This is a genomic window from Sorangium sp. So ce375 (genome assembly GCF_051473855.1).
GTDB lineage: Bacteria > Myxococcota_A > Polyangia > Polyangiales > Polyangiaceae > Sorangium.
This window is the reverse complement of record NZ_CP150335.1, coordinates 7,663,559-7,689,458: the sequence shown is the minus strand read 5'-3', so window position 1 is coordinate 7,689,458 and position 25,900 is coordinate 7,663,559. Positions and strand designations below refer to the sequence as shown.

Here is a 25,900-nt window from a genome sequence, read left to right as displayed (position 1 = left end):
GCCCGCCTACTCGTCCTCTTCGTCCTCGTCTTCTTCGTCTGCGTCCGTGGTCTCTGGGGCCTCGCGCTCGAGCTGCTCGGTGATGGTCTGCACCTGGATCTCCGCGGCGTGGATCTTCTGGCGGCAGAGCGTCACCAGATCCGCGGCCTCCTTCACGAGCGCGGAGAGCTCATCGATGTCGACCTGGCCTTCCTCGATGTTCTGCAAGATCTCCTCGAGGCGCAGCGACGCCGCGCCGTAGGAGACCTCCTTTGTGGCGCGCTGCGGGCCTGTCGTGTCCTCGGCCGACGGCTCTTTCGTCGCGCGCTTCAGCTTTGCCATGACCTTATGTCTCCTCCGATCCGTCCGAGCGAAGCCGCAGCACGCCCCGCTTCAGCTCGGCGATGAGCGTCGTCCCCTGGGGCGCGCGCGCCGCGTCGGTGAGCACCGCGCCCTCTTGCGTGCGCAGGATCGCGTATCCCCGCTCCACGACGCGCCGCGGATCGAGGAGGCGCAGGCGCCGCCCGCGCGACTCGAGGCGCTCGGACTCGAGCGCGAGCCTCCGGGAGGAGCGCGGCCCGAGGAGCGAGGCCATCTCGTCGACGCGCTGCGAGGCGGCGTCGAGATCGCGCCGCGCGCCCTGCCGGAGCTGGCGGGCCGCTTCCTGGAGCTGGCCCGCTCGGCGCGCGATGAGCAGCGACGCGGAGCGCGGGACCCGGGCCGCCCGGCGGGTGAGATCCGACGAGGCGGACCGGAGGACCCGCCGGCTCTGGTCGAGGATGCTCAGGAGCGACGATTCGACCGCATCCCTCGCGTCCGAGACCCGCTGGACGAGCGATGCGGCCGCGGCGGTCGGGGTCTTTTCGCGAAAGCCCACGAAGTCGAGCGCGGAGATGTCCTTCTCGTGGCCGATCCCGACGACCACGGGGAGCGGGAATGTGGCGACGGCCCGGGCGATCGGCTCCGAGTCGAACCAGGCGAGGTCGGTGCGCGAGCCGCCGCCGCGGCATATCAGCAGCACGTCGAAGTCCGCGGCGCGCGCCCGGAACCAGTCGAGCGCGTTCAGGACTGATGGCTCGGTCTGCCGTCCCTGGACGCGCACCCCGTGGGCCACGACGCGGAACGCGAACCCTGACTCCTTGAGCGTGCTGAGCACGTCGTTGTAGGCGTCCGAGCCCAGGCTTGTCACGAGGCCCACGCGGAGCGGCAGCGCGGGGAAGGGGAGGGAGCGGTTCCGCTCGAGGAGCCCTTCCTCGGCGAGCCGGCGGCAGATCTCCTCTCTCCGCCGGGCGGCCTCGCCGAGCGTGTAGCCCACGTCGAGGTCCTCGATCAGGAACCGGTACGAGCCCCAGGGGACGTAGAGCTCCACGCGCCCGCGCACGCGGATCTGGATCTCGTCCTCGATCTGGAACGGGTTGTCCGCCGCGGCGAGGCGCCGCTCGATCTCGGCGCGCGCGCTCTCGAAGAGGGTCGTCTTGATCTGGGCGAGCTCCTTTCCCTGGGCGTCGCGCTCGACGAGCTCGAAGCCGACGATGCTCTTGTGGGCGGCCCGGTTGTACCCGCAGACCTCTCCCACCAGCCAGATCGAGGCCGGAAACGCCGCCTCGAGCGCGGCGCGGACCTTTCCGTTGAGCTGAGAGACGGTGAAGTCGGACGCGGCCGCCGGCCTCGGCCGTGCATCCGCCTCGCGCGGCTCCTCGGAGCGGACGCGCTCCAGGGGGCGGACCGGCGTGACGCCCGCTTCGTCGAGGGCGAGCGCTCCGCCGCGTTCCCGGTAGAGGCGCTGCGTCACCTCGCAGAAGCCGAACCCCTCGGGGTGCAGCACCTCCACGACCGCGACCACGTGCGTCTCCGGGACGCGCCAGGTCTTCTGTTCGGGATTCCAGCGGCGGGACGGGAGCGACTTCACGACCTCCACAAGCCTTCGATCAAAGGCAAAGTGGATCTGGAGGGACCCGGTCCCGTCGCTGGCGACGCGGCGGCTCATCGCGCCACTCTATCATCCATCCCGGGCGGGCATCGCGGGCGGGCATCGCTCGCTCGGCCGTGCGTCGCGTGAGAAGGCCGCGACGTGGCGCCCAGGGGCGTTGGCGAGGTGGGCGTCTTCGCCGCGAGGCGGCCGAGCGTGCGTTGCCCCGCGATCCGGCGGGAGGTCATCGCCGCGAGGTCGCTGGGCCGCTCGTCGACGAGCCCTCTGCGCCGCAGCGGCGGGCCCCCGCTCGCTTGCTTTACGGCTTGGCGCCAGATCGTTGTTCTCCGGGCGGTGACACCAACCTGGGCCGGGTGGTCCGGCGTCCGCTGGTATCGTTTACCGGCCGATTAACTCGAGGAACGTCCTGGAGTCGGTGCTCACGCCGCCTCGGTCTCGCGATCGAGCGCATCGAGGGCGCGTTGGATACGCGCAACCTCTGCCGATTCGAAGTAGGGCTCGCCGCACTGCTCGCACACCCATGCGGGGACCGCGTCCCAGCGCACGTGATATCCGTTGCGGTCCACGCTGAACGGAGCATGGGAGCGCTTCATCTCGCCTTTACAATGCATGCACTGCATGATCACTTCCTCTGTTTGAAGTCGGCGGACCACTGATCGGGGTGGGGGATGTAGGCCGTGATGATGGCCAGGTAATCCGGCTTCGGTGCGCACACGACGTGGATGGGACGACCGCTGTCCCCAGATCCTAGGAGCAGGCAGCTGTGGCCGCGCACGTCCTCGGGGTAGTCTTCAATCAGCTCGCCGGCCGCGATCGCGGCGTTGATCTCGGCGGGCGAGATCATCCGACTGGCCGGCTCATCTGCCGCACCGGGTGGGGGAGGAAGAGGACCTTCTTCGCCGCCGCCGCCCGGACTTGGTCGAGAACGCTTGCCGCCATCGAGCTTGACCGTTTCCTGCGGCAGTATGCCCGAAACCTCGCTCAAGCTCCACGCCCACGCCGCTCGGCGCCTTCACGCTGCACACGGTCGACCGCCCGGATGCGTGCCGGGACGGACGCGCTGATCGCGGCGCGCTATGTCAGGCGTGGACGGGGCCCGGGGCGGGTCGCCGGGCCGGGGCAGGGCGGGCGTGTCCGCCGCAGGTGCCATCCAGCGCGCGAGCCCGGGCGAGTCGTGCGCGCTCGGGCCGGATCGCGCGGCGGTGTGTCGAGGGGAGAGGCCGCACCGTGGATACCAGGCGCCCAGGCGCGGCGAGCGCCTGCGCCACCAGGCGGCCGAGCGTGTCAAGCCTTGAGGCTGGCGAACGCCTGGGAGATGCGCGGGGCCGCGTGCGGGCGGGCGTACATCCGCTCCGTGTAGGCCAGCAGCGTCGGGAAGTCGTCCAGGAGATGGGCTTCGTTGGCCCAGTCGAGCGTGTAGGCCATCACGAAATCGGCGACCGTCACGCGGTCGCCGACGACGAACTGCCGCTGCTCCATGTGCTTCGCCAGCACCTCTGCCATGGCCTTGAAGTCCTGGCCGGCGAGGGCGATGTCGCCGGGCAGGCGCTTGTCCTCCGGATACAGGAACTTGTGACGCGCGATGCGCCACAGCGGCTGCTCCAGCTCGGTCGCCGCGAACAGCAGCCATTGGTTGACCTTGGCCCGCTCCCCGGGGGCCGTGGGGAGGAGACCCTTCTCGGGGTACTTCTCGGCCAGGTAGAGCACGATGGCGACGGACTCGGTGAGCACGAGGTCGCCGTCGACGAGCACGGGGAGCTTGCCGGCAGGGTTGATCTTGAGGAACTCGGGGCGGCGGTGCTCGCCGGCCCCGAGGTTGACCTGGATGGCTTCGAACTCCACGCCCAGCTCCTGGAGCGTCCAGCGCACACGGATCGAGCGGGTAGGAGCGAACTCGTACAACTTCATCGATGCCTCCCTCGTCAGCCGCGCTGCGGCCGATGGTGTTGCTTCTATTTACTTACGCCCGAACGGCCGTGCTCTGAAAGGTCGATGGCGGCCAGCGGGCGAGCATCTAACGGCGCCTCGCGACGAGTGTCAATGGACGTGCACGGCGAGGGATGGCCTCTGCTCGGCTCTTCGGGCGGCTTGGAGGTGGGCTCAGCCGGCGCCCGGCGCTCCTGCCACGCCCTGGCCAGAGGCAGCGCGCGCATTCTTCAGCAGGAGGAAAGAGACGATGCAAAGGATCAACTCCGAGATCGCCTCGGAGGCCCAGATACCTGTCAGGGAGAACAGGCGGGACGCCAGCAGCAGCACCGGCAGCTTGACCAGGAGGATGCCCCCGAGGGTGAGCAGCAGCGCCTCCCTGGCACGGCCGACCGACTGAAACGAGGCCGCCGTGACCATGGCCACGCCGGTCAGGGGACAGGAGAGCGAAAGCAGCCGCAACGCGGTCTGCCCTTCAGCGATGATCGCGCTCTCCTTGGAGAGCAGGGCGATCAGCGCGGCCGGAATCAACAGGCAGACGCCGCAGACGAGCGATCCGTACGCGACCGCGGCGCCAAGGGAGAGCCGGATGGCCTCGCGCACCCGCTCGAGCTTCCTCTGGCCGAAGTTGTACCCCACGAGCGGTTGCATCCCCTGGACGATGCCGGTCTGCGGCGCGATCAGCCCGGAGTAGAGCCGGCCCACGATCGCGAACACGCTCAGGGCGCTGTCGCCGCCGATCCGCCGGAGCAGGTTGTTTGTGACGATGGCGATCAGGCTGACGCTGGCGCTCTTGATGAGCGAGGGGGACCCGATCGTCAGCACCTCGATGATGATGGGCCAGTCCGGCTTGAAATAGGACGCCTTGATGCGATAGGAGCGGTCCTCTCTGAAAAAGAAGAAGTGGACGCCCATGCCGGCCGAGGTGGCCTGGCAACAGACCGTCGCCAGGGCGGCCCCGGCGACGCCCATCTGCAAAATGATGATGAAGAGCCAGCACAGGAGGATGTTGACGCAGATGGGGATGATCCACATGGCGGTCGAGTACCTGGCGTTGCCGTCCGCCCTGACGATGGCCGAGTAGCCGGTGCTGGCGATGGCGCCGAGGAAGATGATCCGCCCGTACTCGATGGCGTAGGGGGCGATGCTGTCGGTGGCCCCGAGCAGATAGACGATGGGCTCGATGAAGATCGAGCCCAGGACCGTGAGTGTGATCGCCGCCGTCCAGAAGATCAGGAAGGTGTTTGCCACCGTCCGGGAGGCCTTCTCCACGTTCTGCTCGCCGAGGGCCCTGGAGACCACCGAGGCGCCGCCGGCCCCGACGGTCGTCGCGACGGCGCCGAAGGCGATCTGGACCGGCGCGATGATCGAGGCCGCGGCAGCGGCCAGCGAGTGGACGCCCACGGAGAGAAAGTAGATGTCCGTGAGGCTGTAGACGGAATAGGCGAGCAGCGAGAGCGTGGTCTGGGAAGACATCTCGAGCAGCAGCTTCCCGACCCGCTCGGTCCCCAGACTCTCAACCCTGGAGCGCTCGCCCATGAGCGCTCAGCTCGCTTTCAGCCAGCCCATGTGTTCGCCCATCCACTGCCTGGAGAGGTTGTAGACGAAATCGGTGTCGTAGTTGCGGTAATGACACTCCGTGTTCATGACAAGGGCGAGGTGCAGCGAGTAGAGGCGGCACCTTCGTTCTTCTTCGAAGGTGAAGGAGGTCTTGCCATAGCCGCGCATGCTGCTGGTGATGCTCTCGGAGGAGAGCAGCCGGAACTGGGCCTCCATCAAGGGATCGGCCCAGAGCGCCCTCTCGAAGTCGATGATGCCGGCGACCCTGCCTTCCTTGACGAAGACATTGGGGTTCCAGACGTCCCAGTGGACGAGGCGGGGCGTGGTGACCTCGTCGAGCGCGGGGGCGTGCCTGAGGACGGCGGCGCGGATCTCGTCGTGGCCGTGGTCGTACGCCACGCCTTTCCGGGCGCCGTCTTCCAGCACCGAATCCATGATCTTTGTGAACGCCTCTCTCCAGGTGCTCGCGCGGAGGTCCGGGTTCCCGTCGTAACCGAAATAGGCGCCGGTGAAGCCGTTGATCTCCCGGACGATCTCGCCGATGTGCAGGCCGATGGACGCCTGCGTTTCGGGGGCAAGGCTCGCGCTCACGTGCTCGAGGTTGTCCGCGGCGATCTTCTCCATGAAGAAGTAATCCGAGTCGCACAGATCGTGGGCGCTGTCGAAGGAGTAGACCTCGGGCACCGGAATGGCCGGGTTCTGCCGGACCAGGCGCATGGCGGCGACCTCGGTGGCCATGATGTTCTTTTCATAGAGCATGACCTCCGCGTCTCTCGGCGGCGCGATCTTGAGGATGACCTGCCGGCCGTCGGCGAGCCGGATGTCGTAGGCCGCGTTGAACCAGCCGTCTTTCAGCTCGAGCACGGCGTCTTCGCCGTCGGCGAGCGCCACGCCGCCAAAGGCCCTGGCAGCCATGGCCGCGATCTGCGGGCGTGTCTTTTGGTTCTTGGTCTTGCTTTCCACGGTCTTCCTTCGTCGAACGGCCGCTTTTGTGACGAGCGAAATAGCGCCCATTGTGCCGGATCCCGGGGAGCTGTCAAGTCGCGGCCCGGAGTGCGCGGGGCTCGGAGCGAGAGGGGACCAGGGTAGCGGGCGGGGGGCGATTCGGGTTATCGTGTTGTCCTTCGCGCTGTGCCGCCCTACGATCCCGAGGAGAGCTGGAGTCGCAAGGTGATCACCACGCCCATCAAGAGGCCTTTCGCTCGCCGCATCTTCTGCGGTTCGTTCGTGCTCGCATCCGCCCTCGCGGCGGGCCACGTCCTCACGGGCTGTGGCGGGAGCGCGCCCGGATCGAGCGCGGCGCTCGGACCGGCGCCGGCGAGGCCGGCGGAGCCCAAGCCGGGTGAAGGCCGGCGGACGTTCGCCGAGCGGGCGCCTGCCCGGACGCGCTTGCTCGCGCAGATCGAGCCGAAGGCTCTGCCCGCCGGCGAGCTCGGCGCCGTGCTCGGGTGGGGCGCCCAGCGGTGCGGCGTGGACGTCGAGCGGAGCATTTCGCGCGTTCAGATCGCGGTCGCCGAGCCGGCGGAGCTCCGCGCCGACATCCTCGGCTCACTCACGGTCGAGGACGTGGGCTGCCTCCTGGAGGCCGAGCCCGACGGCGACAAGCTCCGCATAGGTCAGCTCGAGATCGTCCCGCTGCCTGGTGGCGGCGTGCGCGTCGCGACGCCGGGCGCCCTCGCTGACGGCCCAGGTGCGAGGGAAGCGCTCGCGCGGCGGCTCTCCCAGGCGCTCTCCGGCAGCGGCGCCGCGGTGGTCGCCGATCTCGGGCCGGCCGACGCCGCGATCGAGCTCGTCGTGACCGCGACCGAGCACCTGGAGGCGAGGTTATCGTCCCCCGGTCGCTCCGACGCGTCGCTCGCAGGCGCGCGGTTCGCCGAGGCGCTGGCCGCTGCCCGGCAGAGCGGGGCGGCGGGCCTGGAGCGGCTCGAGGTCGCGGCCGCTCCTCCCGACGGCTTCGTCATGAGGGTCGAGAGCACGACGGACGCCGCGCTCGCCGCGAGCACGGCGAGCGCCCTGCGGCGGCACGTGATCGAGTCCTTCAAGGTGCCCTCCGCGAGCATGAGCCCGACCGTGATACCAGGCGACCACCTCTTCGTGCTGAAAGACAGGCCCGGCGAGCGGGCCGGACGCGGCGACGTCATCGTGTTCCGCTCCCCCGCGAACCCGAGCCAGCGCTTCATCAAGCGGATCATCGCCACCGGCGGAGATCGCGTTCAGATCGATGATCGAGGTCTACGGATCAACGGTCGCCAGGTGCCTTCGGAGCTCGCCGGCGCAGCGCAAGGCCTCCCGGGAGAAGACGGACAGCTCAATGAGCTGTGGCAAGAGACCCTCGATGGAAGGCGCTATCCCATCTTGCGCACCCCCGGCGTCCCCCCGTCGAGCGCGCCGATCGACGTGAAGGTGCCTCGGGGGAGCGTCTACGTCGTCGGGGATAACCGGGACAACTCGCACGACTCGCGGCATTTTGGCCCGGTGTCCGTCGAGGCCATCGAGGGGATCGCCGCCGTGATCTACCTGTCCATCGACGCGAACGGCCTGGCCCGCTGGGGGCGCACCGGGCTCGCGGTACGATAGGGGTCATTCGCTCTCGAACTCGAGGCAGGCGGAATTGATGCAGAAGCGCTCGCCCGTCGGCGCTGGCCCGTCGTCGAAGACGTGCCCCAGATGTCCATCACAGCGGGCGCACACGACCTCCACCCGATCGAGACCGTGCTTCCGGTCGGCCCGACGCTCGATCCGCTCCTCGTCGAGGACCGCGCTGAAGCTGGGCCAGCCGGTCCCGGAGTCGAACTTCGTCTGCGACGAAAAGAGTCGGGTGCCGCAGCCGGCACATCGATAGGCGCCCTTCCCGTGGTGGTCCCAGTACTGCCCCGTGAACGGACGTTCGGTGTTGCCGTAGCGGAGCATCCTGTAGCGGTGCGGCCCGAGCCGCAGGAGCCACTCGGGTTCGGTCTTGGAGATCTTTTTCTCTGCCATCGCTCGAGCCCGCCGTTGGATCCTGGCGTCGCGCGCGCTCGGGTCGACCCGGCGTCGGCGGCGCGCATGGATCCTAGGCTATCCGCCCGCGCGCCGCGAGCGCGACGACCATCACGGAGCCCGCAGGTGCAGCGGCGGCCAACGCGACCGTGGCCGCCCGTCGCGTCCGCTCTGGAACCCGGCGCGCATCGAGCTGTCGGGCTGCCCATGGGGCTGCCGGAGAGGGGCGCGAAATTTTTTCGAGCGACCGATGATTTCTCCTCGGGCGGGGGGTCCATGGAGCAAAAGGAGGACAATTTCATGTCCCACAAGCTCTTCGTCAGCCTGCCCATCAAGGACCTCGATCGCACCATGGCGTTCTTCAAGGCCCTCGGCTTCACGTTCAAGTTCACGGACGAGAAGGCCGCCTGCATGCTCATCGGCGAGCACGCCTACGCGATGCTGCTCGTCGAGCCGTTCTTCAAGACGCTCACAAAGAAGGCGATCTGCGACACCGCGACGCACGTGGAGGGGGCCTTCGGGCTCTCGTGCGAGAGCCGCGCCGAGGTGGACGCGCTGGTGGCGAAGGCGCTCGCCGGCGGCGGCAAGGAGGCGGGGCCGCCGGAGGACCACGGGTTCATGTACACCCGGAGCTTCGAGGACATCGACGGGCACCACTGGGAGGTGGTGTGGATGGCTCCAACGCCCGCGCAGTAAGCCGCACGGATCTCGGCGGAGAGAGGGTTTCGAACACGTGGCGCGGGCGGCGGAGGGCGCCGGCGGTTTCCGCCATGGCCGTCGTCCGCGCCTCGTTCCATGACGCCGTGCGTCCGTCGATCTTCTTGATCGCGTCTCCCGCAATCTTCACGCGCGTGCTCAGAATTCGAGGAGGAAGCGATCCTCCCCTTCAACGTCGCGGAGCGCGTGTCCGGCCAGGGGGAGCGTGCAACCAAGTCTCGGCATCACGACGGCGCATCAGCCGGCGGTCACGGTCGTCGCTCGCTTCTGGACTGCGGCGGCGCCCAGGGCGCGGACGAGCGCTCGGGCGATCTTCAAGCCACCGGCGCCCGACGGCTCGATGGCGTTCGCGAAGTCCCCCGCATCCGAGCAAACGAGGCGGAGGTCGACGACGTCGAGCGCGCGCGAGAAAGCTTGACGAAGGATGACGTCATTGAACATCATCAAGGCGATGCGCGCTAGCTTGGCTTCACCGGGCGCGAGGTTGCCGTTGTAGATCGTGCAGACCGTGGTCGGTCGACTGAGCGCGACGACAGCCTCGAGCGCCCACGCGTAGGATTGCTCGAACGCATCCACGCGTTCGCAGAATGTGTCCAGCGCCTCGGCCGTCGACCGGACAGGCAGCCCGAGAATGTCAGCGTTCATGAGCGCGTCGTTTCCGCCGAGCGAGAGGAGGACGTGGGTCGCGTCCTTCGGCGCTCGATCGAGCTGGTGTCCGATATCAGAAGTGGTCGTACCGTCGACCGCGCACAGGGTGACTCGCCAGGAGGGTAAGAGAGCGCGGAGGTGCGAGGCGACGTCGGGCTCGCCGTTTGTATACGAACCATTGTCGAAGATTGAATCGCCCAAGAGAACGACAGACGACATGACTCTCTCCCGTGAAATGAGCGGTAGTGGTTGGTTCGGCGGTCGGTCGGGTCGCTCGAGCGCGGCGTCATCATGGCGATCGATGACGTTGCCGGCCGCACGGTCACTGTTCGTGCAGCACCGCCTCCAGCCGGTGGCCGTCCGGGTCGCGAACGAACGAAGCGTAGTAGCCGGGATCGTAGTTCTCGCGAATGCCGGGCGGTCCTTCATCGACACCGCCCTTGCGGAGGGCCTCCGCATGGAAACGATCGACCGCCTCGCGACTCGGGGCGACAAAGGCGAGGTGGGAGCCTCGACCCGGAGGCCTTGCGTCAGGACCGGACGCGACGATGGCGAAGGGCGGCTCCGCTTTGTACCCCTCGGGCCCGTACCCCACGCTACGGGCGTTTTGCTCGAGCCGGACATAACCGAGCGGCGCCAGGCAGGCGTCGTAGAACTCCGCAGCACGCTCGAGGTTTTCGACACCGACCGAAACGTGGTCGAACACGAAGACTCTGGCGTCCTTGGGCATCGATCCGGGGTACCTCTTGCGGTCGTCCGAGGCAAGCGAGAAGGCGCGGTAGCCCTATAGGTCAGGGAAGCTGTCGCCTTCTCAGGTCGGCAGTCCCGCCTGAGGAGCTCAGGAGGTCGGCACCGCCCCGCTGGACCGCTCTCGCTGACCTGTGCCTTCCTTACGCCCGATGTCGGCGCCGGAATCGCGCGACCACGGCGCCGGGCTCAACGCCGGCCGCTGTCCAGGCCGCTCTCCTCGGTCAGCTCCGCCTTCTGCGCGCGCGCCGACGGCACCTCGAGCCCTGCCGCGCGGGCCAGCCCCATCACCCCCTCGACGGCCGCCGCGATGTATCCGAACGGGTTCGCCCCATCGATGGCCGTGATGTGCACCTCTCCCATCTGCTGCTGGAACGCGGCGGCGAGCGCCGGCATCTGCTGCGCGACCGTCAACCGGATGACCTCCGGCGACACGGTGTTCTCGATCTCCCGGAGCGCCCGCGCGCGGTCGAGCTCGATCTCCTGCGTGAGCCGCGCCTTCCTCGCCTCGATCTCGGCGATGGCGAGCTCGGCCTCGGCCACGAGCCGGCGCGCGCCCGCGATCGCCGCGCGCTGCCTGAGCAGGTCGATCTCGTGGGCGCTCGCGGCCATCTTCGCCGCGTGGCGCGCCGCCGCCGCCTCCGCCTCGAGCGTCGTCTTCTCGATCTCGGCCCTCAGCGTGAGCGCCGCGATCTGCTGCTCGTGGGCCAGCCGCGTCTCCTTCAGCCGCGCCTCGGCCGCGAGCTCCTCGAGCTTGCCCTGCTCGCTCGTCGCCTGTCGCTGCTGCTTGAGGCTGACGTCGGCCGCGAGCTTCCTGAGCTCGATCTCGCTGTCGAGCGTGATCTGCCGCTCCCGGGCCGCCCGCTCGGACACGAGCTTCGCCTCCGCCACCCGCGCCTCGGAGGCCAGCTCCTCGAGACGGGCCTTCTCGCTGGTCTCCTGGCGTCGCGTGCGCAGCTCGACCTCGGCGGAGAGCTTTGTCAGCTCGATCGCGCGCTGCGCCTCGGCCTCGCCCTGCCGGACCGCGCGCTCGGTGAGCAGCGACGCCTCCCTGGCCTTCCGCTCCTGCTCCTGGCGATAGTGCGCCTGCAGGTTGCCGAACACCGCCGGAGAGAGGATACGCACGTCCTGGATCTCAATGGTATCGATGAGGACGCCCCACCCCTTGTCGGTGGCGTCCTCGGCGCTGCCGCGCCCGGAGACGACGGGCACGATCTCTCGTATCAGCTCGCTGGCGAGCCCTTCCTTCCGTCGCGTCAGGCACTCTTCGACGGAGAGGTTCGCGACAAGCCGGCGCACGGCGCCGGCGAACATGTCCACGAGGAGCTCCTCGAGCTTCTCCTGCGCGCGCTCCGGGAACGAGAAGTTCAGCATCCGGAACGCGATGAGCGGCTCCACGATGCGGTAGACGGCGAGCCCCGTGACCTCCACGCCGACCTTCTCGAGGGTGACCTGGTCGGCCGTGAACTGGAGCTTCTGGACCGTGGTCGGCACGACGGCGACGCTGTCGCCCGGGAGCTTGAAGCACGAGGCGCCCTGACCGGAGGTGGGCCGGAGGCTACCCCGCCGCATGTGAATCAGGTACTCGCTCGGCTTCGCGCTGATACGGCCCCACTTCTTGAGCTTCTCTGGATCTTCGGCCGGCTTGCCGGCGCGCCAGCCCTGACCGTACCGCCCGCGACCGGCCGCCCCGGTCCCGTGATCGTCCGCGTGGAGGACCGCCGCGGCGCCGCCCGGAACGCCGCCCTCGTGGATGATGACCCTGCGCTGCTCGATGTGCGTCATGACCTCTACCTCGCGAGAACGGCTTTCGCAGGAACCAGGCCAGGCAGGCGACACGGCGAAGGAGGCGTTCCGAGGCCGCGCCGCGCGCCGGCGACCCGCGATAGGCGAGGCGCCGATCCGGAATGGATCGCAGCGCCGATCCGGAATGGAGCGCAGCGCCGGTCCAGGAGGGAGCGAAGTCGCCCGACCGCTGCGCTGGCCACCCTCTCCTGCCGAGAGGCATCACGCCGATCTCGGCCACCCGCCACCACGGTCCGGCCCGCCAGATAGCGGCGGACAGTCCGGGCGATTTTCGTGATCCGCTCGGGGTCGCGCGCTTCGTGCGGTGGCCCGAGCGCCGCGTTACAACCAGGGAATTACTCGGCGGTGCTGTACGAGCTCACCATAAACCACGCGCGCCGACTCGGCGGGTTGCGTGCAGATCCAGAGGACGTTCTTTGCGGCGTCCGCTGGCGACTGCGCCGACGACATGTCGTCGAACCACGGGCGCGACGCGTCGGTGTCCACGAGCCCGGGGCAGAGCGCCGCGATGGTGAGCCCGCGCCGTGTGGCCTCGGCCTGTCGCTGGCGCGCATAGATTTTCATCGAGGCGACCTGCGCGATCTTGGACGGGATATTGATCCACGCCGGCCAGTGGTGGGCCTCTGCTTCGCCGCGCTCGACCAGCTCGACGTACTCGTCCATGACGCGCTCGATGTCCTCGAGAGATCGCGTGGCGGGGTCGAAGCGGTGGTGGAGCCGCGGATCCAGCTTGCTGAGGGAGCCGAAGGAGCTCGCGACGACGAGGAACCGCCCGCCGTCGCGCAGCAGGTGCCCGAAGGCGCGGATCATCCGGTAGGTGCCGTGGTTGTTCGTGTCGATGAAGGTGCGGACCTGGACCGCCTGCGGCAGGTCCTTCACGATGCGCGCGGCCGCGTTCGAGAGCACGATATCTATCCCGCCGTGACGGCGCGCCACCGTCTCGGCCAGGGCCTCGACGCTGGCGTCGTCGGTCACGTCCAGCCGGGCCAGCGACGGCTGCAGCCCTTGCTCGCGCAGGCGCGCCACGGCCGCCTCGCCGCGCTCCGGATCCCGTGCCCCCAGGTACACGGTGCTGCCCGGCGGCAGCTCCTGGCACAGACGGGCCACCATCGCGTAACCGAGGCCCTGGTTCGCGCCTGTAACGAGTGCGATTCTCGACATCGATCCCTCCTTACCCTCGCGCCACGAAGACGTGGTGTTTGAGAAGTGCTACCCCAGCCTGGCTCGGGGCGCGACGATCGTCGTTCACGGCGCGCACGATCCGTTCGACGCGCTCGAGCTCGAAGAGGACGGCATGGCCGCGGAGGTGCGGGCGCAGTTGAATCCGTCTCGAGGTCCGTCGCTACCCCGGGTCGCTCTACCGCTCTCCCCAGATCCAATCGTTCAGCTTTTTCCATTTGCGCTTGCTCTCCACCGCCTTTCTCGCATTGAGCGCCGCGACACGGGCGCGCTCGGCCTCGGCCTCGGCGTGGTTCCGGGCCTCCTCCATCTTCCGCAGCATCTGCTCGACCCGCCGTTGCTCGGTCTCGCTGTGCTGCCGCGCCCTCTCCGCCGCGCTCTTCTCCGCCTCCACGCGGGCACGCTCGGCCTCGACGTTGGCGCGTTTCCGGGCCTCCAGCGCGTCGCGAAGCCTCAGCTCGGTCTCGTTGAGCTGCGCCGCGACCACCTGGTACTCTAGGGTCACCATCACGAGCCCTGTCCCCGAGACCACCAGCAGCGACAGCGCCGCGATGACCCCGGTGACGAACCCGCGCCGCCGGCGCTGCTTGTGGTCGGCCAGCCGCAGCACCGCCTCCAGGAAGAGCCGCTCTCGCTGCGGCAGCTGCCCCCGGTAACGCTTGCGAAAGCCGCGCGCCTCCTCAGCCACCTTGCCGCGCCAGAGCATGTCCGCGGCGCGGTCGCTCGCATCCCACAGCCTCGCCGCCGCGCGCAGCCGATCCAGGAACACCGCGTCCTCCTGGCTCTCGTCGAGCCAGCGCTTGAGCGTCGGCCACCGCTCGATCAGCGACTCGTGCACGATCTCCACCGTGCTGCCGGCGCGGTCGCTCCCCGTCTCGATATCCAGGAGCCGCCCGTCGGCGAGCAGGCTCACCACCCGCTCGATAGCGCCTGGATCCCCGGGCAGCTCGCAGAGCTCGCCCAGGGTGGCCACGGCGCACGTCCGCTCCGGCGTCACCAGGCGCACCAGGACCGCCCGCGCCAGCTTCGCCTGGCGCTCGCTCATTCCGGCCAGGAGCGTGTCGGCGTGGCTGGCCAGCGCGCCGGCCACGCCGCCGAGCGCCTCATAGCTCGCCCGCGTGAGCAGCCGGCGCTTGCGATCGCGCATCTCCCACAGCCTGGCCGCCGTGAACTGGAGCAGCGGCAGCGCGCCGTGCGTCGTCTCCAGCGCGTCGAGGATGCCCTCGACCATCGCCGGATCCTCGATCTCGTGCCGAGCCGCCTCGATCGGCCTCACCAGCGCCTCGCGCAGCCCCTCGCGCCCCATCGGCCGGAGGAACACAAGACCGCGGGTCATCGCTGCCATGAAACGCTCATGCTCGGCCAGCCGCTCGATGAAATCCGGCCGCACGGACAGGACGACCCGCAGCGGCGACGACGCATCGTCGGCGATGCCCTCGAGGCACGCGAGGAACGCCGCGCGCTCGTCGGCCGGGGCGCCGAGCGTGAACAGCTCCTCGAACTGATCGAGGAACACAACGAGGCGCTTCTGCGCGCGGACGGCCCACCCGCGGAGGGTGGCGCCGAGGAGACCCGGCTCGGCGCGCAGCCGCAGGGCCAGCGCCGCGCGTGCCTGCGCGGCGCCATGCGGGGCGAGCCCCTGCATGGCGGCGCTCAGGGGCACGGCCGGGCTCGTGAAGAGCTCCGCGAGCGCCGCCATCGGCTCACGCCCGGGCCGCACGACGAGCGCCTCCCAGCCCTCGCCGGAGCGCTTGAGGGCCGGCATCACCCCGGCCCGCACGAGCGATGACTTCCCCACGCCCGACGCGCCTGCGATCGCGAGCAGCGGCTGGCTCCTGAGTCGCGCGACAACGCCCGCGATATCCTGCGCGCGGCCGAAGAAGCGGTCGGCGTCGGCCTCCTGGAACGAAGAGAGGCCGGCGAACGGGCTCTCGTCGGCGCCGAGGTGGAGCTCCCGACGCCCGGGCATCAGGGGCAAGAGCTCGGCCAGGAGATCCGCGGCGGAGGTGTAGCGCTCGGCTTTGCTCTTCTTCAGGCAGCGATCGATGATCCCCCCGAGCGGGCCGATCTCGGGGTGACGCGCGGCGACCTCAGGCATCGGCTCGTCGAGGACCGGCACGCTGAGGAGGTCCGCCCTGCTGCACGGCGCGAGCGGGTGCGCGCCGAGCACGAGCTCGTGCAACAGGATGCCCATCGCCCAGACATCGCTGGACGGGTCGATCTCCCTTCCTCGCCACTGCTCGGGGGACATGTACGGCAGCGTGCCGATGATCCCGCCGTCACGGGTGAGGCGCGTGTCTCCGGCCTTCGAGTCCCTGGTCGCGCGGCTCGCCTCGTCGTCGCGCAGCTTGGCGATGCCGAAATCGACCACTTTGATCGCGCCCGACGCGTCCAGCATAATATTCTCGGGCTTGAGGTCGCGGTGGACGATGCCGGACGCGTGCGCGCTCGCGAGCGCGCGCACGACGGGAACCATCATGTCAACCGCCAGGCTGGGCGGCAGTGGCGCTGTCGACACCTCCTCGCCGGCGTCCACGGGCCTGCGCTGATCCATCCAGCTGCGGAGGCTCTGGCCCTCGATGTACTCGAGCACCATGTACGGGTATCCGTCGTGCTCGTTCACGTCGTAGATCGTCACGATGTGCTCGTGCTTGCATCGCGCGGTGGCCCGCGCCTCGACGAGGAAGCGCTGTACCCCGCCGCTGCTCAGCCGGGTGAGGAGCTTGATCGCGACGAGGCGAGCGAGCCGCGTGTCGCGCGCGAGGAACACCACGCCCATGCCGCCCTGGCCGAGCTCGCGCAGGAGCTCGTAATGGCCGATGCGGGCGCCGGTCGAAGGCGGCGGCCTGGTCTGCGACAGCAGCGAGGACGACGTGGCGACCGCCGCGGTCATCGCGAGGTCATTCCTCTCGCGAGCGCCCGCGGCCACGCTGCCGGGCCTGACCAGCGCGCTGTGGGGCAGCGTGGCGCTGGAGGGCGCCGCGGCGACAATCATCGTGCTCGCGCAGGCTGCGTCCTTGCGCAATTCGCTGCTCATCGTTGAACCTCCCGCGATCGTGCTCGACCGCGTATATCGTCGACGGAGCGGCTTCCCGGTGGCCAGCGTGGTGGACATTTACCCTCCTCCTATGAAATACAACGCGCTGATCGACGTTCGATTCGCCCCTTCGAAGCAGAAAAATAAAAATAGACCATTGGTGTGCGATGATGTTCGGGCATGATCCTGCGCGTGCCCGCCGCTGGCCCCGAGCGCGAGGAGGTGAGTTGGATGAAGGCGCAAATTGACGCTGGCTCCTCTTCATGACCGACGAGGAGCCAGCTTCAGGAGAATGGCAGATCGGGAGGATGGAGGTGCATTCCCCTGCGCGGTCCGGCCAGCGCATATGATCGAGGCAAACAGCGCCTTTGCTTGTCCACGCCGCCTCGAACCCGTAGCCCCGTCTCCGCGGTCCCTCCCTGTTGACTTTCGCGGTGTCCCATACGTTGACGCGGGTGTTATCCTTCGTGGCACCGGTGCCGTCGCCACAATAATCTGCGCGCGCCATGCGCACACAGCCAGCATGCAGCTCGGACATGGGTTTGCCGGGCTCGGACGCGAAGCTATCGCTTAGGCCATTGGGGCCCCAGTAAAACTCAATGAGTAAACATCGGGTCCATACCTGGTCTCGCTTGTCGAGCATCTCCACGTCGGCGACCCCATCGCGCCTCATCGCGTTGGCGGAGCCGCTGGGAAACGCAGCGTCGGGGGGGCACCAGCCTCTCCCGACCCGGGGTCGATGCGGGTGCACCCCTGACTCGATCCCAGCGACGGCCAGAGGAGCAAACCAGCTATGGAATAGAACCATGGCCGGGTCGGTCGACTTCCATGGGCGGCTTGTCCAGCCACCGAGGAGCCATCCCATCGATGTCGACGAGCGTTCAGTGAAGACAATGAACTCATGCTCCCTCCAGCCTCCAAGACCGTGAAAGAGACCTCATGTCCAGGCTCACGGTGACCCGAACGTCGAGCAGCGTCGCGATCCATCGATCGGGGCCCCCTTTGAGCACGGCCTCGAGGCGAGCGGTTCTCCCCCCGGGCGTCCACGGCGGCACCGCACGGCTTATGAAGCCGCCGTCGCCCACCCAGCGGCGCTCGACACCCCGAAGAGTTTGCAAGTGGCGTGCCGCTCTCCTTGCGCGCGCATCGTGCGAGTTGTTGCGTACACACCGCTCGCATGGCCCACGCCCGCATCACGGCGGATGGCGACGTTGCAGTAGGCAGACTTTGCCGTGGTCCTGCTGGCAGCATCGGCCTTCCCGGCAAGGATTGCCGTAGGCATCACGGCCACGAGGCGCCCGTCCGGCGTCGCAGCCCGTGCGACGACCTCCGCGCCTGCGTCGTTGCGCACCTGGGCCGCCCAATCACGCCCGAGCGCCCTGCTGCGCTCATCCCGCTGACAACTCCCCCGGTGCGTCGTTCCGTGACGAGAGAAGAGACGTCGCGTCCGGGATCACGGTGTCCCGGGCGTCGCGCAGAGCCGAGCTCCGACGAAGGGATCCCGATAGGCAGCGCCAACAGGGTGGCGGTTCTCTCCCTGCGCTTCCACAGCCGACTGGAGGGCGCTCCCTCCGCGCACCACGGGCTCGCGGGGATCCACGATCGACGAGGTCAACCCCCATACATTGCCGGCCATGTCGTGAACTCGGAGCGGACTGTCGGAGGCGCGGTGCGAGCCCACCTCGTCGGGGCCGAAGCCGAGGGGGGTGCGACCATAGGTCACGGTGATCGCGCTCGTAGAGCGCATCGCCGAGCACATAACGCCATCGATCTCCCCAGACTCCGAGCGGGAAGCGCGGACATCCATCCCCGTCCGAGGTCGCGCACGGAGGCCATCGACATCAAGGGACGGCCGCCCGCGCGACGAAGCTTCTGGAAAGCGTTTGGGAGCGGCTTCCGCCCTCACGTGGACCGCTTCCCCGCCCGCGCGGAGATGCCGTATTGCTTGAGCTTGGACGTGAAGGTGCGGATGGGCATCCCGAGGAGCGCTGCCGCCCGTGTCTGGATGCCGTCCGCGGCGTCGAGCGCCTGACGGATGCGCGTGCACTCGAGATCTCGGAGCTCCTCGGCGATGGGCCGGAAGCGGGCGGGCGCCGCGGCGGCGGGCGCCGGGGTGTCGGCCGCGGGCCGCGGCGGGACATCGAGCCCGACGATGCGCTCGGGCAGGCTCCACGGATCGAGCACCGGGCCGTCCGCGGTGGCGGCGGCGTACTCCATCGCGTTCTTGAGCTCGCGCACGTTGCCGGGGAACGGGTGCGCGAAGAGCGCGGCGAGCGCGGCTTCGGAGAGCTCGATCGCCGGCCGCCCGGTCCGGGCGCACGCCTCCGCGAGGAACAGGCGGGCCAGGATCGGCAGCTCGCGCCGCCTGTGCCGGAGCGGGGGCAGCTCGACCACGGCGGCGCTCAGGCGGAAGAGCAGGTCTTGCCGAAAGCGGCCGGCGCGGACCTCAGCCTCGAGATCGCGGTTCGTGGCGGCGACGATGCGGATGTCCACCTCGCGATCGCGCACGTCGCCGAGGCGCGTGATCCGCTTCGCCTCGAGCGCGCGGAGCAGCTTGGCCTGCACCCCGAGGGGCAGCTCGCCGATCTCGTCGAGGAACATCGTGCCGCCGTGCGCCCGCTCGAGCAGGCCGGGCTTGGGCGCCCGCGCGTCCGAGAACGCGCCCTTCTCGTAGCCGAAGAGCTCGCTCTCCACGAGCGTCTCGGGGAGCGCGGCGCAGTTGAGCGTGATCAGCGGCTTTGGGGCCCGCGCAGACCAGTGGTGCACGGCGGCGGCGGCGTTCTCCTTGCCGGCCCCCGTCTCTCCGAGGACGAGCACGGGCAGATCGCTCGCCGCGAGGCGCCGTATCAGCTCGAACAGCCGGATCATGGCCGCGTCGGCAACCAGGATGGTGCGCTCGCCGATGATGTGGCGCACGGCGGTCTCCGAGGCGGAGGCGATGGCCCCCGGGGCTGCGATCGACGCGGCGGTCCGCGCGCCCGCGAGGAGAGTATCGGTGTCGCCGCCGTCGAACGGGTACGAGGCGAGGCCGGCGCGCGCCTCGGGGGCTAGCGGTGCGATCGCCTCGAGCACCTGGAGCACCGCGGCGCGCGCCGACTCGCCGCCGAGCTCGGGGAACCCGATGGCCAGGAGAGAGGCGCCGTGCCAGGCGACGAGATCCACGAGCCGGAGCACCGAGAGCGCCCGCTGCACGAGCGCCGCGCGACTCTGCGCGGAGCCGATTGATACGACGGCCAGGCCGAACGGTCGCGCGAAGTCGGCGGCGCGCTCGATCTCCTCCTCGACGCGCCGGCGCAGCCGGCCCATGTCGACGAGAGCGCTGCCCCTGGACGGCGACTCGCGCCGGAGGATCAGCGTGGCGTCGCCGATGGTGATGACGTCACCCGAATCGAGCGTGCGCGAGCCTTCGATGCGCTCGCCATTGACGAGCGTCCCATTGTGACTGCCGAGATCGGTGATCCCAATCTCGCCGCCAGAGGCGATGAGCTTCGCGTGCCGCCGAGAGACCGCGGTGGTGTCGATCCTAACGTCCGCCTCGTCGCTGCGCCCCACGATGAGCACGCCGTCGTCGGGGAGGGCGCGCCGGTACGACGACGAAGCGCCGATGACGAGGAGGTACGAGCAGGTTTTCGGGCTGTCCGGTGACTCCCGCAGATCGAAGGTTTGAGTCGTCGGCGGCACGTGCGCGGCGGGGCTCACGAACCTGAGGTTATCATCCAACTCCTCGCGATGGCAAGCTATGAGCCTCTCGCTTCAGTGGAGGAATATCCAGCGTGCAAGGAGGTATCCCGGAGGAACAGGGCCTCCGGGTGATCATCCACCTTCTTGACGAGTTCGTCGATGCTCGCGCGCTCGCTTTGAGGTGAAGTTCTCGGGGATCTGATTCCAGACATGTTTGATGGAGCTTTACGAACTCGCGGCTGCCGCCCCGTCGCCTTGCACAGCACTCTGCAAGCCCCGCAGGTCCTCAGCAGGAGACGATCCGGCGCAGGGCACGCGCGAGGACGTCCACTTCCTCGAAGCTGCTGTAGTGGTGCGCCGAGGCGCGTACCGCTCTGCTGATACCCCGTCCAGCGAGGTACACCGGCGTGTGGCTGCCTTGGATGAGCCAGGTGTTGACGCGTGCCTCGGACAGCTCGTGAACGATACGCTCGGCGGGCAGCACGTCGTGGACGAAGCTGACGATGCCCGAGTGCCGCGAGCCTGGCGCGATCACCTTCACGCCGGGAATATGTGCGATGGCGGATCGCAGCGCCTCGTATAAAGGCCGCTGCGCTCGGCGGTCGACGCCGCGATGATACTGCACCGCTGCGTTCAATCCCACGACGCCTGCCATGCCGCGCTCGCCACCCATCGTTCCTTGGAGGCACGTCCACCGGGAGACGGGCCTGCGTGCCACGCACGGGGTGCAGGGCGGCGGGCGCGCAAGGGGCCGGAGGATCAGGGCCAGATGGCCGAGTCCAAGGAGAGCGTCGCCACGAACGTTCGTCTACGGGGGCCCCGCGAGCCGGACATGGCCCTCAGCGCGCCGCGAGGTGGGTCTCGAGCAGGTGCGCGAGCACGCGCCGCCGCTCGTACATCGACGCGTGCGACGGAAAGGATCTCCCCGACTGGGCCAGCGGACGAAGCTGCGCGTAGACGGCGTCCTTGGCTATCGGCTCGGCCTTGAACGCCGAGCTCGTGGCCGGCAGCAGGTAGCGCGGCACCGCGTTCGGCCCGGCGTCCTTGGAGATGAGCAGATCGCGCAGCACGTCGTCGCGGGTGATGAACTCCGCCCACGCGGCGGCCGCGGCATTGCAGGCCGCGTCGCCGGAGCACCCCTTTCGCCGAACGAAGGCGTCGGTGAAGAGGAGGGGCGTGGCGCTGGTACCGAGCGGGATCGTCGACACACGCAGCCCCTCGACGGGCACGCCCTCCGCCTTCATGAGCGTGACCGTCCGGTGCAGGCGCTCGCTGTATCCCCAGTACCCGATCGCGCTGCCCTTCACGAGCTCCTCGGCCGGATCTTCCCGCGCCTCGTCGTACGTGCCGTCGACGCAAGGGTTCTTGTCACCCCGTCGACAGAGCGCGGCAAGCTGCTCGAGCGCCGCTGCGCTGTCGGCGTGAAGGGGTGGATTCACGGCATTGCTCAGGGCCGGTAGGTTCGTGGCATCGAGCCCGTTGTCGACTCGTGCGTCCAGGTAGAGGGCGGGTAGATCCCAGCTGCTCGCGAAGCTCCCGAGGAGGGGCTTCCCGCTCTCGCGCGCGGCCTTCACGAGGCCGACGATGTTGGAGGCGGCATGGAGCTTCTCGGATCTCGTGACCAGAAAGAACCCGCAGGTGAGGTGGGGTACACCCCACCAGACAGGCTTGCCACTCCGGTCGATCTCGGTGCTGCTTGATCTGGCCGCGGCAAGGTAGTCGCGCTCGGGCACGGAAGGCCACGGCTCGAGGACGTCGGCGTCGATCAGGTCCCCTAGCAGCACGGAGTCGATCTCGACGAGATCGTAGCGACCGGACGCGAGCCATCCGGCGAGGCGTGTCGGATTGTGGTAGCTGTCATCGGACTTGATGAGGCGCAGCTCGAGATCGATCGCGGCGTGCTGCGACTCGAACCCTTCCTCGAGCATCCTTCGCAGGGACGCGAAGCCATCGCCGGCGGCGTCCGGAATCCAGGGGACGAGGGCCACGCTGAGCTTCGTGCGGCCAGGCTTGCCGGCGGAGTCGACCGGCGAGGCCGCCGAAGGCGGTGTGGGGGGTGGGCAGGGCAACTTGGCGGCGGAGGCGCCCGCCACGCCGCCGCAACCGGCAGCGGAGAGCGCGAGCACGGCCGTCCGCAGAAAGGCGCTCCGTCGTCGGATCATGGTCATGTTGTCCATGGACGGAGGCGCTGGCATGGCCTCGCGCGTGCGTGAAATGAAACCGTTCAGGGTTTGGCCTGGGTCGCACGGATCTCTTGTACGAGCAGCTCGATCGTGAATCTCGCGTCGTCCCACGACCTGTCCATTCGGCTGAGCTCGGGGATCCGGTCCAGGAGCTCGCTCATCTGAGGCAGCAGCGGGGACGCACCCTGACCAAGGGCGGTGACCGCGCGCAGCCAGCCCTCGATCCGGTAGGCAGCAAGCCGAGCGTCGAGCCGTGGACGCGACGCCGCGAGGACCGGCGCCAGCGGGTTTTCATCGCCGCTGCGCGCGAGCGCCTCCACCGCCAGCCAGCGCACGGTGAACAGCGCGTCGGCGAGAGCACGACGGAGCGCCGGAGCCTGCTCGGGACACGGCGCAGCCCGCGCGAGCACGCGGGCCGCGGCGAGCCGCACGACCGGCTCCTCGCTCGCGAGCGCATCCGCGACCGCACCCAGAGCGGGCTTCGCGGCTGCCCTGGCCTTCTCCAGGGCGGAGAGGGCGACTCGCTGGACGTTTGGATTGGGCGCGGCCACCCAGCGCGCCACGCTCTTCACACCACGCTCGGTCGGGTCGATCGGCGGCAGCCGCCTCCCGATCCCTGCCCGACACGGCACCGGGCGGCCCCACGCGCCGGCCAGCGCGAGCAGGAACCGCTCGGGCTTCGGCTCTTCCCCCGAGAGGCGCTCGATCGCCGCCTCGATCCGCGCCCGGTCCTGGGAAAGCGCCTCCTTGAAGGCCTTGTCCGGGTCGTGAGGGGAAGCGTTCATCCTACCTCCTGACTACCTCCTGAAGAACGACGCCTGCTGAAAGCGCAGGCCGGCCAGGATCTGCTCCACCCGTGCGTCGGACAGCGACCCGATCCGCTCGCCCAGGCGGCTCTTCTCGACCGAGGAGACCTGCGACACCACCACGACGCTCTGCTTCGGAAGGTTCCCCTCGCCGACATCGAGCAGGACGTTCCCAGGCTCGTGCGCCCGGTGCAAGTTCGATGTCAGCGCGCACACGACCACGGTCGTGATGCGCGAGTGGTTGAAGACGTCGTCCTGAACCACCACGTGTGGATGGGAGTAGCTCGGGACAGGCCCCCGCGAGTCGTCCGGCCCTATCCAGAACACGTCACCGCGATCGATCCGCGCCGGGGGTGTGCCTGTCGGTTCTCCTGCGTCCGTGTTCATGTGCGCTCGCGAGCCGGCCAGAAGGATGGCCCGTGGCGCACCTCGGCGCAACTCGCTCGTGCTGCTCAACCTCCCCGGCACACCGCGACCTCTGGCAAGGAGGCGCAGGCACATCGCCCCCGCCGGGCCATCGGCCGCGCCGCCACCGGCGCCTCCCGGCCTGCCCGCGGGTTCTGCGTTCGGCCCATCTTGGCACATTCTGCTCCAGACTCACGAATTGAACGCGCTTCCGCAGGGCAAACGTGCGATCTTCGGCGCATATGCACTATGGCACGCAGTCTGCAAAACCCCGCATCATGCGAACATCAATTATCTTGGCGACCGTTCTCATGTCGGCTCTGGTGGGGTGCAGCTCGAACGACGGGGGCGGCACCGGCGGGGGCGGCCCGGACCAGGGTGAGGGCGGATCGGGCCATGGAGGGGGCGGCTCGACGGTCGAGTGCTTCGAGGCGAAGCCTGGCTGCGTGCTGCCCTCGGACACGACGCGGATCCTGGATCCGGTCGTCTCGGAGGAGGATCAGGCGTCGCTCTCGCGCAACAACGCGAGCTTCGCGCTCGATCTCGGCCGCGCGCTCCACAGCGCGACGAAGAACGTCGTCTACTCGCCCTACAGCATCTCGACGGCGCTCGCCATGACCTACGCGGGCGCGCGGACCACCACGGAGCAGGCGATCGCGACGGCGATGCGGTTCGAGCTCCCCCAGGAGCGGCTGCACCCGGCGTTCAACTGGGTGGACCTCGAGCTCAAGAACCGCGCCGAGAGCCCGAGCAACGTCAAGGGAGGCGGGTTCCGTCTCCACACGGCCAACGCGATCTGGTCGCAGATCGATCTCGGGATGGCGCCTTCGTTCCTGAAGGTGCTCGGCGAGAGCTACGGGGCCGGCGTGCGGCTCGCGGACTTCTCCGCGCCGAAGGAGGCCGAGGACCTCATCAACACGTGGGTGAAGGACCAGACCGAGGGCATGATTCCGAAGCTCCTCAACAACAACGTGGACCCGGACACGCTGGCCGTCCTCGTCAACGCCATCTACTTCGATGCCGCGTGGCACACGCCGTTCAACGAGGAGGCGACGAAGCCCGGGGCGTTCCACCGCGGCGACGACACGAGCGTCACCGCCGACATGATGCACGGCGTACAGGACACGCGCTACAGCGCCGGCGACGGCTGGGAAGCGGTGGAGATCCCTTACGCGGGCACGCCCGTCTCGATGGTCCTCGTCCTGCCTGCCGAGGGGACCGCGGACGCGTTCGAGGAGTCGCTCGACGGCGCGGGGCTCGAGGAGATCGTCGCCTTGATGCAGGGCCGGTCCGTCGATATCACGATGCCGAAGTTCTCCTTCGGCACGTCGACCTCTCTCAAAGACGCGCTGACGGGGCTCGGCATGGGCAGCGCCTTCGTTCCCGGCGCCGACTTCTCGGGCATGATCCCGGACTCAGCGGGCGGAGATATCCATATCCAGGACGTCATCCACAAGGCGGTGATCGACGTGGACGAGGCCGGGACCAAGGCCGCGGCGGCGACCGCGGTCCTCATCGGCTCCACGGGCGCGGGCGGCCCCACCGAGGGCGCGACGATCGTCCTGGACCGCCCGTTCTTCTTCTTCATCCGCGACCTGCCCACGGGGGCGCTCCTCTTCTCGGGGCGCGTCAACGATCCGACGGCGCACTGACGAGGCGTGAGGCAGAGGGGACCTGGCCCGCGTGGCACGTCAGCCAGGTCTTTCCAACCGTCGTCGGATCGGTAGGATCCTGACCCGCGAGGATGCCCCATCGAGCGAGACGATCGCGCCGCGGTCGAGCTCCTCGGCGTACTGGTGCAGGAGGCCAACGACATCGGCTCCGATGGCGCTCGGGAGCAGGTTGAGCGTTCGGACCTGCAGGACGCTCGGGCCGATGGCGCCTGTGGTGGCAATGAGGATGCTGAAGTCGAGATCGTGTGTGAAAACGATGTATCCGCGCTCGCGAGCCCACTCCATCAGCTCTCGATCCGGTGCTCGCGGGTCGCCCATTTCGGACCAGTGGACAGATTCGAACCCGGCGTCGACGAGAAACGACACCCACGTCGGCGACAGGTTCATATCCACCAGAATCTTCATGACGCCTTCAGTGGAAGCTCGACCTCCTCGGTGCGCCAGGCTGCATACGTGAGCGCCGCGAGCACATCGTCCTTCTCGAGGTATGGGTAGAGTTCGAGCACCTTCTCCACGGAGTGTCCGGCCGCCAGCAGTCCCAGGATCGTGCCCACCGTGACCCTCATCCCCCGGATGCACGGGCGGCCTCCCATCACTGCAGCGTCCTGAGTGATCCTTGCGAGCAGTTCCGTCGCCATGCCCTG

General features: G+C 69.0%; 25 protein-coding genes and 1 pseudogene. 4 read left to right on the top strand and 22 right to left on the bottom strand.

Going from position 1 to position 25,900, the window contains the following annotated elements:
- Positions 1-6: 6 nt before the first annotated feature.
- The 7 genes from xseB to WME90_RS28340 all read right to left on the bottom strand — a co-directional run bounded on the left by xseB (position 7) and on the right by WME90_RS28340 (position 6,358).
- Complete coding sequence (gene xseB / locus WME90_RS28370) at positions 7-321, bottom strand: exodeoxyribonuclease VII small subunit (RefSeq protein ID WP_437275143.1); 315 nt, start codon at positions 319-321, stop codon at positions 7-9.
- A 4-nt stretch (positions 322-325) separates the two neighbouring features.
- Positions 326-1,966: an exodeoxyribonuclease VII large subunit gene (xseA, locus tag WME90_RS28365; RefSeq protein WP_437275142.1), complete on the bottom strand. Its 1,641-nt coding sequence runs from the start codon at positions 1,964-1,966 to the stop codon at positions 326-328.
- 362 nt (positions 1,967-2,328) lie between these two features.
- Entirely contained in the window at positions 2,329-2,529 is a 201-nt protein-coding gene (locus WME90_RS28360; protein ID WP_437275141.1) for a YgiT-type zinc finger protein, read from the bottom strand.
- A 2-nt stretch (positions 2,530-2,531) separates the two neighbouring features.
- Positions 2,532-2,894 carry a DUF4258 domain-containing protein gene (locus WME90_RS28355; protein WP_437275140.1) on the bottom strand — a complete coding sequence of 121 codons (363 nt, stop codon included), beginning with the start codon at positions 2,892-2,894 and terminating at the stop codon, positions 2,532-2,534.
- A gap of 299 nt (positions 2,895-3,193) precedes the next feature.
- A complete protein-coding gene (locus WME90_RS28350) occupies positions 3,194-3,817 on the bottom strand; it encodes a glutathione S-transferase family protein (RefSeq protein WP_437275139.1) in 624 nt (207 codons plus the stop codon).
- Between the two features lie 192 nt (positions 3,818-4,009).
- Positions 4,010-5,311, bottom strand: coding sequence for an MATE family efflux transporter (locus tag WME90_RS28345; RefSeq protein WP_437275138.1), 1,302 nt, complete (start codon positions 5,309-5,311; stop codon positions 4,010-4,012).
- A 69-nt stretch (positions 5,312-5,380) separates the two neighbouring features.
- A complete protein-coding gene (locus tag WME90_RS28340) occupies positions 5,381-6,358 on the bottom strand; it encodes a phosphotransferase family protein (protein ID WP_437275137.1) in 978 nt (325 codons plus the stop codon).
- A gap of 207 nt (positions 6,359-6,565) precedes the next feature.
- Between WME90_RS28340 and lepB the strand changes: the two genes are divergently transcribed.
- Complete coding sequence (gene lepB / locus WME90_RS28335) at positions 6,566-7,972, top strand: signal peptidase I (protein ID WP_437275136.1); 1,407 nt, start codon at positions 6,566-6,568, stop codon at positions 7,970-7,972.
- A gap of 3 nt (positions 7,973-7,975) precedes the next feature.
- Here the strand turns inward: lepB and msrB are convergent, their stop codons facing one another.
- Positions 7,976-8,374, bottom strand: coding sequence for a peptide-methionine (R)-S-oxide reductase MsrB (msrB, locus tag WME90_RS28330; RefSeq protein WP_437275135.1), 399 nt, complete (start codon positions 8,372-8,374; stop codon positions 7,976-7,978).
- A 300-nt stretch (positions 8,375-8,674) separates the two neighbouring features.
- On the opposite strand from msrB, the gene WME90_RS28325 reads away from it, so the two are divergent.
- Complete coding sequence (locus WME90_RS28325; protein WP_437275134.1) at positions 8,675-9,070, top strand: VOC family protein; 396 nt, start codon at positions 8,675-8,677, stop codon at positions 9,068-9,070.
- A 258-nt stretch (positions 9,071-9,328) separates the two neighbouring features.
- Here the strand turns inward: WME90_RS28325 and WME90_RS28320 are convergent, their stop codons facing one another.
- The 5 genes from WME90_RS28320 to WME90_RS28300 all read right to left on the bottom strand — a co-directional run bounded on the left by WME90_RS28320 (position 9,329) and on the right by WME90_RS28300 (position 16,364).
- A complete protein-coding gene (locus tag WME90_RS28320) occupies positions 9,329-9,958 on the bottom strand; it encodes an SGNH/GDSL hydrolase family protein (RefSeq protein WP_437283670.1) in 630 nt (209 codons plus the stop codon).
- 103 nt (positions 9,959-10,061) lie between these two features.
- Positions 10,062-10,445 (bottom strand): VOC family protein, encoded by a 384-nt coding sequence (locus WME90_RS28315; protein WP_437283669.1) that lies wholly within the window; start codon positions 10,443-10,445, stop codon positions 10,062-10,064.
- A gap of 230 nt (positions 10,446-10,675) precedes the next feature.
- Positions 10,676-12,271: an SPFH domain-containing protein gene (locus WME90_RS28310; protein ID WP_437275133.1), complete on the bottom strand. Its 1,596-nt coding sequence runs from the start codon at positions 12,269-12,271 to the stop codon at positions 10,676-10,678.
- A 342-nt stretch (positions 12,272-12,613) separates the two neighbouring features.
- Complete coding sequence (locus WME90_RS28305) at positions 12,614-13,453, bottom strand: SDR family NAD(P)-dependent oxidoreductase (protein WP_437275132.1); 840 nt, start codon at positions 13,451-13,453, stop codon at positions 12,614-12,616.
- 196 nt (positions 13,454-13,649) lie between these two features.
- Positions 13,650-16,364 carry an nSTAND1 domain-containing NTPase gene (locus WME90_RS28300; protein WP_437275131.1) on the bottom strand — a complete coding sequence of 905 codons (2,715 nt, stop codon included), beginning with the start codon at positions 16,362-16,364 and terminating at the stop codon, positions 13,650-13,652.
- Here WME90_RS28300 and WME90_RS28295 point away from each other — a divergent pair.
- On the top strand, positions 16,345-16,692 hold the full coding sequence (locus WME90_RS28295; protein WP_437283764.1) for a hypothetical protein: 348 nt from the start codon (positions 16,345-16,347) through the stop codon (positions 16,690-16,692). The two genes, WME90_RS28300 and WME90_RS28295, sit on opposite strands and share 20 nt — an antisense overlap.
- A 165-nt stretch (positions 16,693-16,857) precedes the next feature.
- Here the strand turns inward: WME90_RS28295 and WME90_RS28290 are convergent.
- From WME90_RS28290 to WME90_RS28260, 7 genes and pseudogenes are all read right to left on the bottom strand, one after another.
- Positions 16,858-17,046 (bottom strand): annotated as a pseudogene (locus WME90_RS28290) (ADYC domain-containing protein); the annotation flags it as partial.
- 915 nt (positions 17,047-17,961) lie between these two features.
- Positions 17,962-18,255 carry a hypothetical protein gene (locus WME90_RS28285; protein WP_437275130.1) on the bottom strand — a complete coding sequence of 98 codons (294 nt, stop codon included), beginning with the start codon at positions 18,253-18,255 and terminating at the stop codon, positions 17,962-17,964.
- A gap of 155 nt (positions 18,256-18,410) precedes the next feature.
- The gene (locus WME90_RS28280; RefSeq protein WP_437275129.1) at positions 18,411-20,207 is read right to left on the bottom strand and encodes a sigma 54-interacting transcriptional regulator; all 1,797 of its coding nucleotides are present in this window, start codon (positions 20,205-20,207) and stop codon (positions 18,411-18,413) included.
- 268 nt (positions 20,208-20,475) lie between these two features.
- A complete protein-coding gene (locus WME90_RS28275) occupies positions 20,476-20,862 on the bottom strand; it encodes an aminotransferase class V-fold PLP-dependent enzyme (RefSeq protein WP_437275128.1) in 387 nt (128 codons plus the stop codon).
- A 166-nt stretch (positions 20,863-21,028) separates the two neighbouring features.
- The gene (locus tag WME90_RS28270; protein WP_437275127.1) at positions 21,029-22,351 is read right to left on the bottom strand and encodes a hypothetical protein; all 1,323 of its coding nucleotides are present in this window, start codon (positions 22,349-22,351) and stop codon (positions 21,029-21,031) included.
- A gap of 62 nt (positions 22,352-22,413) precedes the next feature.
- Positions 22,414-23,157 (bottom strand): HEAT repeat domain-containing protein, encoded by a 744-nt coding sequence (locus WME90_RS28265; RefSeq protein ID WP_437275126.1) that lies wholly within the window; start codon positions 23,155-23,157, stop codon positions 22,414-22,416.
- Between the two features lie 12 nt (positions 23,158-23,169).
- Positions 23,170-23,565: a type II toxin-antitoxin system PemK/MazF family toxin gene (locus WME90_RS28260; RefSeq protein ID WP_437275125.1), complete on the bottom strand. Its 396-nt coding sequence runs from the start codon at positions 23,563-23,565 to the stop codon at positions 23,170-23,172.
- A gap of 329 nt (positions 23,566-23,894) precedes the next feature.
- On the opposite strand from WME90_RS28260, the gene WME90_RS28255 reads away from it, so the two are divergent.
- Positions 23,895-25,235 (top strand): serpin family protein, encoded by a 1,341-nt coding sequence (locus tag WME90_RS28255; protein WP_437275124.1) that lies wholly within the window; start codon positions 23,895-23,897, stop codon positions 25,233-25,235.
- 39 nt (positions 25,236-25,274) lie between these two features.
- Here the strand turns inward: WME90_RS28255 and WME90_RS28250 are convergent, their stop codons facing one another.
- Both WME90_RS28250 and WME90_RS28245 read right to left on the bottom strand, forming a co-directional pair.
- Entirely contained in the window at positions 25,275-25,661 is a 387-nt protein-coding gene (locus WME90_RS28250) for a DUF5615 family PIN-like protein (protein WP_437275123.1), read from the bottom strand.
- Positions 25,658-25,894, bottom strand: coding sequence for a DUF433 domain-containing protein (locus tag WME90_RS28245; protein WP_437275122.1), 237 nt, complete (start codon positions 25,892-25,894; stop codon positions 25,658-25,660). Before WME90_RS28245 ends, WME90_RS28250 begins: the two co-directional genes overlap by 4 nt.
- Positions 25,895-25,900: the final 6 nt, after the last annotated feature.